Source organism: Odoribacter lunatus (assembly GCF_943193135.1).
GTDB lineage: Bacteria > Bacteroidota > Bacteroidia > Bacteroidales > Marinifilaceae > Culturomica > Culturomica lunata.
This window is the reverse complement of record NZ_CALPCZ010000001.1, coordinates 241,484-253,696: the sequence shown is the minus strand read 5'-3', so window position 1 is coordinate 253,696 and position 12,213 is coordinate 241,484. Positions and strand designations below refer to the sequence as shown.

Sequence of the window (12,213 nt, the reverse complement as noted above, 5' to 3'; positions counted from 1 at the left end):
AGTTTTATTTCTTTATTAATTGAATAGTGATAGAATTACCGTTATATGTCCATTGTTTGCGATATGGCAGGTCTGCAGAGTTATAGCTTTCACCAGACCAAACTGTAAGCGGGAAAATGGTTCCATCTCCAGGATTAGTTTCGCACAGTAACATTTCCAATGCTGTGTTGTTGCTTACATCTAACGATGTGAGTTGATTGTTTTCGCAAGTTAAAGAATTTAATGCCGTACAACTGTTTACCTCCAACAATGTGAGTTGATTGTTGTAGCAGGCCAAGTATGTCAATGCCGTACAACCGCTCACATCCAACGACGTAAGTTGATTCTCTTCGCAGTCTAGCCTTGTCAATGCTGTGTTCTTACTTACATCCAACGATGAGAGTTGGTTGTTAAAGCAGCCTAGATTTGTTAAGGACGTGTTCTTGCTCACATCCAACGATGAGAGTTGGTTATTAGAGCAGCCTAGATTTGTTAAGGACGTGTTCTTGCTCACATCCAACGATGAGAGTTGGTTTCCTCCGCAGCTTAGATTTGTCAATGCTGTGTTGTTGCTTACATCCAACGATGAGAGTTGGTTGTTAGAGCACCACAGCTCTGTTAATGCCGTACAACTACTCACATCCAACGACGTGAGTTGGTTATCATCGCTGTGCAGCTCTGTCAATGACGTACAACCACTCACATTCAATGACATGAGTTGGTTGCGCAGGCACCATAGAGTTGTCAATGCTGTACAACTGCTTACATCCAATGACGTGAGTTGGGTATCAGTGAAGGCTAGCCCTGTCAATGCAGTACAACCACTCACATTCAACGAAGTGAGTTGGGAGTAACCGCATTGTAGCTCTGTCAATGCCGTACAGGCACTTACATCCAATGACATGAGTGGGTTATAAACGCAGTTCAGATTTGTCAATGCAGTGTTCTTACTTACATCCAATGACATGAGTGGGTTATAAACGCAGTTCAGATTTGTCAATGCAGTGTTCTTACTTACATCCAACGACGTGAGTTGGTTACCACCGCAGTCTAGCCTTGTCAAGGCAGTGTTCTTACTTACATCCAACGACGTGAGTTGGTTATCAACGCAGTACAGATTTGTCAATGCCGTACAACTACTTACATCCAACGACGTGAGTTGATTTTTATTGCAGTACAGACTTGTCAAGGCCGTACAACCGCTCACATTCAATGAAGTGAGTTGGGTATTACCACATTGTAGCCTTGTCAAGGCCGTATTCTTACTTACATCCAACACCGTGAGTTGGTTGTTATCGCATTGTAGCTCTGTCAATGCCGTGTTGTTGCTTACATCTAACGTCGTGAATTGGTTATTAGCGCAGACTAGCTGTGTCAATGCCGTACAATTGCTTACATTCAACGACGTGAGAGGAGTGTCATAGCTGTGCAGAAATGTCAATGCCGTGCAACCACTTATATTCAATGATGTGAGTTGGGTGTTATTACAGCATTGTAAATACTCCAATGCCGCACAACCGCTTACATCTAATGTTGTGAGTTGAGTATTATAATTGCAATACAACTTTGTCAATGCTGTATTATTGCTTACATCCAATGACGTAAGCGAAGTAGTATAGATTCCCAGCTCTGTCAATGCAGTAAAATATTCTATTCCTCGTAAAGACGTGAGAGGAAGAGGGGTATCTTCCGTGTCACTATAAATAGAGAGGTCTGTTATTTTATTTACCTCTCCCAATGTGATATGGGTGGCATCGGGGATATAGCCTTTTTCCTGCAATACTTTGGCAAATTCCGGGTCAAACTTATCCGTAATGTCCGTATCGTTTGATAGTTGCCGTATGCGCAACGTGTCTGTCAGTCCGCTGTTCCGGTCTTTGACAATGACCACGGCCCAACGCTCATCCGGCCGGTCATTTTCGGCAATAAGGAATTTAAGGATGTCCGTACGTAACGTCCGTGTTTCCGGCGGGCAGGAAATCCATCCGCTCACACTGTCGGGAATTACGACGTCGTATTCGATATTAGTTGTCAGTTCGACGCTGATTGTTTCGCCTTCTGCTGCCACCTCAAACTCTTTTTCACTTAAAACCAACGTATTTTCAGGAGACTGCCGGACGTAGACCGTATCGGAGAGTGTGCCATTTTTATCCTGTACGGCTATCTTGGCACTGCGGAGGACGCCGGAGGTGTTTTCATCGATGTGAAACAGCAGACGGTCTACGCGGCTGGCTCTCGTTTCCACCCGACTAATCCACGAAATGTCATCTCCCACGATGCTGACTTCATAATCTACATTGGTTTTCAGTTCTACCGTAATCATGGTATCCTTTGCCGGCAGGTTGTATTTCGTTTGCGTCAGCACCAACCGGTCTTTCTGTGCCTGAAAGATGCGGACAGTGTCCTGAAAAGAAGCGGCGGAGAAGACAATGAAACCCGTCCGGGAGTCGTCCTCTTCATTCTCGGCGATAAGGAAACGGTATGTCGTGTCGCTGACCTCCGACCGCGTTTCCGGTGCCGGCTGTATCCAGGAGTTACAAAATTCGGGGATAACTACTTCGTATCTCACGTTGCTTCTCACCTTGATGGCCAAATCACCTCCCCCTTGCGGCACCTCGAATTTCGCTTTGTCGGGGATAATGGCGTCCTTGCCTTTCTGCGTCACGCCCAACACCTGCGTCTTGTCACCCGCTTTCACCGTCAGGTTCATATTACGGTCTTCCAATTCCCCGTAAGTTTGGGAAGTGACCGTCACCGTCCGGTTGCCCGTTCCGGAAGTAACATCCGTCGTACACCATTCGCTCTCGTTGGTAATCGTCCACTCCGCATTGCTTGTAATGGTGAACGTCTTCTGTCCGCCTTCCGCATCAAAAACCAAATCCGCGTCAGACAATTCCAGGGTGACAGTAACCGGAGTCACCGGTACATCCGGTTCGTCGGGGGTTTCTATGCTTGAGTCTTTACCACACCCCGTTCCTATCCATAAAAGCAATGGCAGGAAAATCAAAAAATAAACATGTTTCATAGCTAAAAATTAATAGTGATTGTATATACTGTACATGATAACATCGGTCTATCGGTCAGTAAAGGGAGCCTTTACTGCATTGTAAAGGCTCCCTCTATAAGACGGTATAGGCTATCCCTCCTGTGCCGCTTCGGGCACGGCCACATTCAACACTTTTCTGAAACGCACGGTACGCGGCTCTTTCGTCAGCACACTTCCCTGGCTGTACTGGGTCGTCACCTCCAGCCAGTAGTCGCCGGGTTGCAGAGCGGGAATACGGAATTGCAGCTGCGACGGATTGTTTACCGTCAGCCGCCGTATTTCCACAGGGGTTTCCGTACCGTCATCCACCCGCACAAACCGTATGCCAACCCCCTCTTTATCACCGTCCACCCGCAGGCAACGTCCTTTCACAATCAAATCCTCCTGCGGCGTAATCACACCATTCACCTCTCCCGTCCAGTGGTCGGTAACGGTGGAAACAGCCGGGCCGGTCTCCGCCAGCCCCAGTACTTCCACACCGACAGCCTTCAGGCCTTCCCGCAGAGAAGCGGAAAGTTGGAAATTAACGCCCACTTTGTGTTTCGTGTCGTCAAATGTATCGTCTTTGCCATACCACGTGCCGCTCACCGAAGGATAGGCATAAAAAACGCCGGTACCGACAGACGTACCGGCAAGCAGCGCATTCCGGATAATACGGTCTCCCCGGTTCAGAATATCGACAAGGGTTTCAAGTTTAAACTCCGTCCCCTCGGCTTGCAGCGCCTTGGCGACATCCTCCGTTGTAAACATTTTGCTTGATTTCACCTGAAAATAAAAATCGTTCGGGTCTTCCGTTACGGCATTATCCTGTAACCAACCGGACCAAAAGGAAGTTTTTTTTGTCATAGTCTTTAATTTTTAATGATGAATAAATAAACGTACTTCCATTTTATAAACCTCCTTCCTTAGGAAATACGGGGTTTTCGAGAAACTCCGCCCAAAAAAACGTAGGTTTAAATGGACGGAGTTTTGCGAAACAGGGAAAAAAATTATCGTTTTGAGTATGAAGACTTTGACACGTTTAAAAAATTGTTAATTTTGCGAAACTCTTCGCTTATTTAAACCTACCCTTTTTTTGGTCATGTATTCCACTTAAAAACAACCAGTTATAAGCAGTATTAACCATTTTCACAGATGGCTATTTTACACCCATAAAAAAAGAGCCGGTGTTACCACCGGCTCTTTTATCTATACGCTCTTCCCTACTTATTTTATCAAATCCACGCTTCTCTTCACAAAGTTATTAAGAGCTTCCCCCTTCAACAGACCGTTCGCCAACAAGGCCAGGTCTATCAACTGACCGACAATCTTGTTGCCCTTACCGTATTCCTCCAACAATCCCTCTTTCTGCTTCTTCAATTCATCCAGTTTCTCCCGGTAATCTTTCAACCGGTCTTTGTCTACTTGCGGAATCTCTTCGTCTTTCTTGCCCTTATTTAATTCGTCCAACTCGGTCTTCTTTCCCTCCACTTCCTTTATCTCAAAATTAATCGGCTCCAGTTTGGCGGTCATTTCGCTCTTCTCGTTCTCCAATACCCCTTTCACCAACTTGTGGTCCGTATTCACCACCAAAGTATACTGGTCACCCATGGCTCCGTAAAATCCCATACCGCCATTCATTGCCGCCATCTCTTTCATACGGCGCATAAATTCGGAACGGGTCACCACCACCGGGTCACCGTCTGCTCCCAATGCCTCGAAATTAACGAAGAACATGCCTCCCTCTTTCGGCAATTGGGAAGAGAATACCGGTCGCAACTCCTCCTGTTCCGCCTCACTCAAATCCGTGCCGCGTACTTCCTCCTTCTGTATCAGTTTCTCCAACACATCCGAATCCACACGCAAATATTTGTGATCCGCATGTTTCTGCTCCAGATAATTGATGAAATGGGTATCAAGCTGCCCGTCCATCAACAGCACGTTATAGCCTTTCGCCTTCGCCCGCTCGATGTAACTGAACTGCTCCGTCGCATCCGTCGCGTACAAAGACACGATATTCTTATCCTTGTCCGTCTGGTTGGTATTCACCAGATTGTCGTACTCATCAAAAGTGAAATATTTGCCGTCCGTATCCTTAAACAGGAAAATAGTATTTGCACGCTCCGCAAACTTCTCATCCGTCAGCATACCGTATTGGATGAAAATCTTCAAATCATCCCATTTCTTCTCGTAATCCTCCCGGGTGGAAGAAAAAATATCGCTCAAGCTGTCAGCCACCTTCTTGGTAATATGGTTGGAAATCTTCTTGACATTCCGGTCGCTCTGCAAATACGAACGCGATACATTCAGCGGAATATCCGGCGAATCAATCACCCCGTGCAGCAATGTCAGGTACTCCGGCACAATTCCTTCCACAGAATCCGTCACATACACCTGGTTGCTGTACAACTGTATCTTATTCTTCTGTATCTCGAACTTATTGTTGATTTTCGGGAAATAAAGGATTCCGGTAAGATTGAACGGATAATCCACATTCAGATGGATATGGAACAACGGGTCTTCCGCCATCGGATACAACTGATGATAGAAATTCAGGTAATCCTCCTCCTTCAAATCGGAAGGCTTGCGGGTCCATGCCGGATTCACATCATTGATTACATTGTCCTCATCCGTATCCACCTGCTTGCCGTCTTTCCACTCCTTTTTCTTTCCGAACACAATCTCTACCGGCAGGAATTTGCAGTATTTATTCAGCAGTTCGCTAATCTTGTTCTCCTCCAAAAACTCTTTGTCCTCCTCGTTGATGTGCATCACAATGTCCGTTCCCCGCTCCTCTTTTTCCACATCTTCCAACGAGTATTCCGGGTCACCGCTGCAACTCCATTTCACAGGCTGCGCACCCTCTTTGTAAGAACGGGTGACAATATCCACCCGGCTGCTCACCATGAAAGCGGAATAGAATCCCAAACCGAAATGGCCTATAATCGTAGCGGCATCATCCTTGTGCTTTTCCAAAAACTCCTCGGCACCGGAAAAAGCAATCTGATTGATGTACTTTTCCACCTCTTCCCTAGTCATACCGATACCCCGGTCGGAAATCGTCAAAGTACCTGCCTCTTTGTCAGCCTTCACCCGAATCTTCACATCGCCCAATTCCCCTTTGAACTCGCCGCCGGAAGCCAGCACTTTCAGTTTCTGCGTGGCATCCACTGCATTCGACACAATTTCCCGCAAGAAAATATCGTGGTCGGAATAAAGAAACTTCTTGATAATCGGGAATAAATCTTTTGTTGAAACACCAATTTTACCTGTTGTCATATCGTTATGTTTTTATATTTTAAACGTACTGTATATAAACTACGACACTCTCCCGACAATTGTTGTGCCAAAAGAAAAATACTGCCATAATGGCACTACATCTCTTCCATCAATAGCTCCAGCGCCTTCACCGCCGCCTTGGCGATATTCCTCTCCCGTACAGACGAAAAAACAAACTTCCGGGCAATCGTCCGGTCGGGCATCGCCACACCAATCCATACCGTTCCCACCGGTTTCTCCTCCGTACCGCCACCGGGTCCCGCAATACCGGAAGTCGCCACGGCACAGTCGGCACCCGTCACACGTCTCACCCCTTCCGCCATCTGCCTGACAACCGTTTCGCTTACCGCTCCATACGTCTCTATATCTTTCGCATCCACTCCCAACACTCCGGCCTTTACCTCATTGGAATAAGCCACCACACTCCCTTTGAAATAATCCGAACAACCCGCCACCTGTGTAATCAGATGGGCGATATAGCCCCCCGTGCAACTCTCCGCCGTCGCCACCGTCAAGCCTTTTTCCCGCATAACCCGCCCGAAGCGCTTCTCTATATTCTCTTCTTCTCCTTCATTATAATGCAAGCCCTGCAAAGCCTCTTTCAACGTCCCGTAATAGGTATCCAGCAATCCCATCGCCTCGCCTTTGGCAGTCACCCGCAATTTCACCCAACCGGGAGAAGGCAAATAAGCCAGCCCTATCCCCTGCGGCAAGGCATCCTCCCATGCTTCCAGGTGTTCCGCCAATTCCGACTCCGGAATATCATACACCCGCAACATCCGGTACGCCACCTGCAAACGGGGGTATTTTTTCTGTAAATCGGGCACAACATACGTCGTCATCAAATGTTCCATCTCAAAAGGAACACCCGGCATGGAAATCAACTCCTTCCCCTCCCGTTCAAACCACATGCCCGACGCCGTCCCCTTAAAATTCCGCAATATCCGGCAATTATCCGGCAAAACAGCCTGCCCTCTATTATTCTCATTCAAAGCAATACCCCGCCCTTTCAGTAACTCCTTCAACCATTCCATCGCCTCCTCGTTAAACACCAGCCGGCACCCGAAATATTCCGCCAATACCTTCTTCGTTACATCATCCTTCGTCGGCCCCAATCCCCCCGTCACCAACACCAAATCCGCCACGCGCATCGCATGGTCCACCGCTTTCCATATCTCCTCATGTTTATCCGACACCGTCAGCATCTCCACCACTTCCACGCCTATTCCCGTGAGGCAATTCGCCATATAGCGGGAATTGGTATCCAGAATCTGTCCGAGCAAAATCTCGTCCCCGATTGTAATAATAACTGCATACATCTGTCTTATCTTTTTAATATCATCATCCTATTGGTCTTCATACTCCAACCCGACATTATCCACCCAGAACTTACTGTCCGTATTGCCGATATACGCGCCCCCGTTACTGGACGACATGCGCAATACAATGTGCGTAGGCTCTTCTTCTGCATCCGCCCATCCCGACTCCTGTATCGGCACCATCTGCCCCTTGCTGTTACGGGTATAATAGGCATGCTCCCCATTCACCAGTCCCATATACGGCTCGAAATCCTCTTCCCGGCTTATATCGCCGTAACGGAGTTTCAACCGATGCCCGTTCTGCCACTCCTCCTGCGACTTGTCGAAACGCTCCCAACCGGTAGCCACCCGCTTGGCATATACATTCCCAGCCTCATCTTCCCAGCGCTTCTGCAATAACACGGACGTCTCCGCCATATCCGACTCCGCCCGCACTTCCGAACGGCCAAAGCCCGGAACATACCGGCATTGCCCCCCTGTAATGACTTTATAATCGTACACCAACGCTACCGGCCGGCCGGTAAACTCTATGCCGGATACCAATTTCGACTGCGGATTCTTCGTATCCTTTACAGGTTCCACCATTTCCCCCAGAAATATCGTCCCGCTCGCCAATACCCGAATGTTGAACAAACCCAACACTTTGCAGTGTTCCAGACGGGTTTCCAAACGGGCACAATAACCCTCACCCCGTTTCTCCGGAAATACGGTAAGACTGGTTTTCACCACCCCGCTCACCTTCGCCAACACCGAAGAGGTCGCCCACGGGGATTCCGTACTCTTATAAGGGACATTCCCCTTTAACGTATCTCCTTCCGTCACTTCGTAAAGATATTTCGTATCTCCCCCTATGATTAAGGACTCTTTTATTTCCCGGACCATCCATTTATCTAATTCCCCGTATTTCAACAACTCTACCCGTCTGTGCTGCGCATACAGTGAACAACACGCCAAACAACATACGACACTAAAAATTCTCCGTTTCACTAAACCGTTTAATCGTCTCATTTTTCCGATATTTTTTCATTTTCTAAAAGCATACGAGAATATTACAAAAATAATGCCAAAAAAAAATTAAATAATCTTTTTTATATCTTTGCGAAGCCATGAAAGAAATGCATAAAAATATAAAAGAATTAGAGGAGCTTGACATCAAATTATTGTTGTGGAAATACTTCCTGCCAGCCTTTACCGGAGTCGTTGTAAATGCATTATATAACATCGTAGACCGCATATTCATCGGACGGGGAGTGGATGCCCTGGCCCTTTCCGGATTAAGCGCCGTATTTCCTCTCATGCTGATTATATTCGCATTCGGTACCCTCGTCGCTATCGGAGCCAATGTCCGCATTTCCATCAACATGGGCAAACAGGAATACAAACGAGCGGAATGGGTCCTAGGTAATGCCATAACTCTGGGTATCATTATCTCAATACTGCTCACCCTCTTCGGTCATATATACCGCTATCCCCTTCTCACACTTTTCGGTGCCGGCGAAAAAGCCATGCCCTATGCCCTGGAATATTTTGAATACATACTTTTTGCCAATGTATTCGGCACCCTCGGCTTTATCCTGAACAACGCCTGCCGGGCAGAAGGAAATCCCAAAATCGCGATGTATTCACTCTTTATCTCGGCAGGAACAAACACTCTCCTGGATGCTATTTTCATCATCGGGCTGGATATGGGAGTCAAAGGAGCAGCCATCGCCACCATCATCGCACAATTCGTTTTATGTATCTGGGTCATCTGTCACTTCATCAGCAAACGCTCCGTTTTAAAACTTCATTTATCCAACCTGCGCCCCAACCGCCAGATTATATACAACATCCTTACAATAGGCTTTGCCCCTTTCTCCATGCAAATGGCCGCAAGCGCCGTGCAGGCTGTGTTAAACACAAGGCTTATCCAATATGGCGGAGAATTGGCGGTAGGTGCCATGGGCATCATCAATAGCATCGCCCAATTGCTGGTAATGAGTATCATTGCCATCAATATCGCTTCACAACCCATTATCGGCTTCAACTACGGGGCACAACACTGGCTACGGGTTCGCAAAACCCTTATCCTCTGCCTGTATTCGGCAACCATTGTGGCCACCCTCGGATGCATAATTACCCAACTATTCCCCGATGCCATTGTCCGCATCTTTAACACGGACAATCCGGAATTATTGGAATTAGGCAAAGAAGGGCTACGAAAATTCACCATCTTATTCCCGCTAATCGGTTTCCAAATCATCACGGGAAGCTACTATCAATCCATCGGGAAAGCCGGCATTGCCGCCTTCCTTTCACTCCTCCGGCAAGTCATTATCCTTATCCCGATAATATACATACTTCCCCTGTATATGGGATTAGACGGCGTATGGCTCGCCAACCCGCTATCCGATTTAATCGCCGCTATCATTACCGCCGTTTTTCTAGTGTATGTATTAAAACAATTAAATAAGAAAAAAGATTATCTTTGTCCAAACAACAAATATTCCTAAAATAATGAACAAAATCATAAACAGAGCAGCGGACAACATTCGTATCTTAACCGCTTCAATGGTAGAAAAAGCCAAATCGGGACACCCGGGTGGTGCTATGGGTGGTGCTGATTACATCAACATCCTCTATTCGGAATTTATGAACTTCGACCCGGACGATTTAAGCTGGGAAAACCGCGACCGTTTCTTCTTAGACCCCGGACACATGTCGCCGATGCTCTATTCCGTATTAAGTTTAGTCGGCGCCTACTCCATGGAAGACTTGCAGAACTTCCGCCAATGGGGCAGCATTACCCCCGGCCATCCGGAAGTAGACCGGAAACACGGTATCGAAAATACCTCCGGTCCTTTGGGACAAGGCCACACAATGGCTGTCGGTGCGGCTATTGCCGAACGCTTTTTAGTTGCACGCTTCGGGGAATGGATGGCACACAAAACCTATGCTTTCATCTCGGACGGCGGCATACAGGAGGAAATCTCACAAGGCGCCGGACGTATTGCCGGGACGCTGGGACTGTCCAATCTAATTATGTTTTATGATGCCAACAATGTTCAGTTATCCACTACCGTCGAAGAGGTAACGACTGAAAATACCGCACAAAAATATGAGGCCTGGGGTTGGAATGTCATAACAATCGACGGCAACGACGTAAACCAAATACGTGAAGCACTGACCGCAGCCAACGCCGAAACCCAACGCCCGACCCTTATTATCGGACATACCTTGATGGGGAAAGGTGCCCTCGGCCCCAACGGAGAAGATTTTTCCAATAAAGTGTCTACCCACGGCCAACCGCTGACGGGAGCGGGCGCATCCATTGAAAAAACGGTGGAAAACCTAGGAGGTGACCCGCAAAATCCTTTCCAGATATTCCCTGAAGTAAAAGAATATTACGCCCAGGTATTGGAGCGAAAAAGAGAATATGCCCGCAAGAAAAAAGCGGAACAAACCGCGTGGGAAAAAGCCAATCCAGAACTGGCAGCCAAATACCACCGTTTCATGTCGGGCAAAGCTCCCGAACTCGATTACAGTGTCATTCAGCATAAAGCTAATGTAGCCACCCGCGTAGCCTCTGCCGATGTATTGACCTACCTGGCACAGCACGTAGAAAATATGATTGTCAGCTCTGCCGACCTCTGTAATTCCGATAAAACCGACGGTTTCATCAAAGGCGGTGCCCGTCCTCTTGTAAAAGGCGATTTCAGCGGAGGATTTTTGCAGGCAGGTGTAGCGGAATTGACTATGGCCTCCATCTGCAATGGTATCGCATTGCACGGCGGAATATTTGTTGCATGCGGAACATTCTTTGTTTTCTCTGACTATATGAAACCCGCCATACGGCTTTCCGCCCTCATGGAATTACCGGTGAAATACCTTTGGAGTCACGACGCATTCCGGGTAGGCGAAGACGGGCCTACACACCAACCTATCGAGCAGGAAGCACAAATCCGTTTGCTGGAAAAAGTAGAAAATCATTCCGGACGCATGAGTTTACTGGCCTTGAGGCCAGCGGATGCTGCCGAAACTTCCGTGGCATGGAAAATGGCCATGGAAAATACCGTTACCCCGACCGCTTTGATTTTCTCCCGTCAAAATGTCAATGACCTGCCGGGTGAAAACCGCTATCAGGAGGCTTTACAGGCTGAAAAAGGAGCATACGTGCTCTGCAAAACCGGCAACGACCCGCAGATAACATTGATTGCTTCGGGCTCGGAAGTAAACACCTTGGTGGAAGCCGCCAACCTGTTAAAAACACGCAAAGGCATATCTGCCCAAGTCGTATCCGTCATATCGGAAGGATTATTCCGCAGACAACCGGATGAGTACCGGGAAAAAGTAATTCCGGCTAATAAACCCAAATACGGATTGACTGCCGGTCTCTCCGTTACCTTGGAAAGTTTAGTCGGCCCTAACGGAAAAATACACGGCGTAAACCATTTCGGCTACTCCGCCCCTGCCAAAGTATTGGATGAAAAATTCGGTTTCACGGATGAGCAAGTATATGAAGAAATAGCCCGATTCATAAAATAAGCCTTTTATATAAAAGGCAAAAACGGTATAGAGTGTTCTCTATACCGTTTTTTATCTTCTCAACCCGTCCGCGATACACTTGTCGGG

At 47.4% G+C, this 12,213-nt stretch carries 7 protein-coding genes; 2 read left to right on the top strand and 5 right to left on the bottom strand.

All coding sequences use genetic code 11. The features are described 5' to 3' along the window. Nucleotides 1–4 precede the first annotated feature (4 nt). The 5 genes from NFR61_RS01125 to NFR61_RS01105 form a co-directional block, all read right to left on the bottom strand. Nucleotides 5–3,004: a BACON domain-containing protein gene (locus tag NFR61_RS01125; RefSeq protein ID WP_251619901.1), complete on the bottom strand. Its 3,000-nt coding sequence runs from the start codon at nucleotides 3,002–3,004 to the stop codon at nucleotides 5–7. A gap of 111 nt (nucleotides 3,005–3,115) precedes the next feature. Beyond that, nucleotides 3,116–3,871 (bottom strand): DNA-binding domain-containing protein, encoded by a 756-nt coding sequence (locus NFR61_RS01120; RefSeq protein WP_251619900.1) that lies wholly within the window; start codon nucleotides 3,869–3,871, stop codon nucleotides 3,116–3,118. A 360-nt stretch (nucleotides 3,872–4,231) separates the two neighbouring features. Further along, the gene (gene htpG / locus NFR61_RS01115) at nucleotides 4,232–6,283 is read right to left on the bottom strand and encodes a molecular chaperone HtpG (protein ID WP_251619899.1); all 2,052 of its coding nucleotides are present in this window, start codon (nucleotides 6,281–6,283) and stop codon (nucleotides 4,232–4,234) included. 95 nt (nucleotides 6,284–6,378) lie between these two features. Next, on the bottom strand, nucleotides 6,379–7,602 hold the full coding sequence (locus NFR61_RS01110; protein ID WP_251619898.1) for a competence/damage-inducible protein A: 1,224 nt from the start codon (nucleotides 7,600–7,602) through the stop codon (nucleotides 6,379–6,381). A 27-nt stretch (nucleotides 7,603–7,629) separates the two neighbouring features. After that, complete coding sequence (locus tag NFR61_RS01105; protein ID WP_251619897.1) at nucleotides 7,630–8,610, bottom strand: PCMD domain-containing protein; 981 nt, start codon at nucleotides 8,608–8,610, stop codon at nucleotides 7,630–7,632. A 98-nt stretch (nucleotides 8,611–8,708) separates the two neighbouring features. Here NFR61_RS01105 and NFR61_RS01100 point away from each other — a divergent pair, with 98 nt between their 5' ends. Together NFR61_RS01100 and NFR61_RS01095 are read left to right on the top strand one after the other, a co-directional pair. Further along, nucleotides 8,709–10,094 (top strand): MATE family efflux transporter, encoded by a 1,386-nt coding sequence (locus NFR61_RS01100; RefSeq protein WP_251619896.1) that lies wholly within the window; start codon nucleotides 8,709–8,711, stop codon nucleotides 10,092–10,094. Between the two features lie 4 nt (nucleotides 10,095–10,098). Next, nucleotides 10,099–12,126 (top strand): transketolase family protein, encoded by a 2,028-nt coding sequence (locus tag NFR61_RS01095; RefSeq protein ID WP_251619895.1) that lies wholly within the window; start codon nucleotides 10,099–10,101, stop codon nucleotides 12,124–12,126. Nucleotides 12,127–12,213: the final 87 nt, after the last annotated feature.

What these genes read in the sequence shown, in the direction of transcription:
- NFR61_RS01100 (WP_251619896.1), top strand. Translation starts at nt 8,709, where the DNA reads ATGAAAGAAATGCATAAAAATATAAAAGAATTAGAGGAGCTTGACATC.
- NFR61_RS01125 (WP_251619901.1), bottom strand. Translation starts at nt 3,004, where the DNA reads ATGAAACATGTTTATTTTTTGATTTTCCTGCCATTGCTTTTATGGATA.
- NFR61_RS01105 (WP_251619897.1), bottom strand. Translation starts at nt 8,610, where the DNA reads ATGAGACGATTAAACGGTTTAGTGAAACGGAGAATTTTTAGTGTCGTA.
- NFR61_RS01095 (WP_251619895.1), top strand. Translation starts at nt 10,099, where the DNA reads ATGAACAAAATCATAAACAGAGCAGCGGACAACATTCGTATCTTAACC.
- NFR61_RS01110 (WP_251619898.1), bottom strand. Translation starts at nt 7,602, where the DNA reads ATGTATGCAGTTATTATTACAATCGGGGACGAGATTTTGCTCGGACAG.
- NFR61_RS01120 (WP_251619900.1), bottom strand. Translation starts at nt 3,871, where the DNA reads ATGACAAAAAAAACTTCCTTTTGGTCCGGTTGGTTACAGGATAATGCC.
- htpG (WP_251619899.1), bottom strand. Translation starts at nt 6,283, where the DNA reads ATGACAACAGGTAAAATTGGTGTTTCAACAAAAGATTTATTCCCGATT.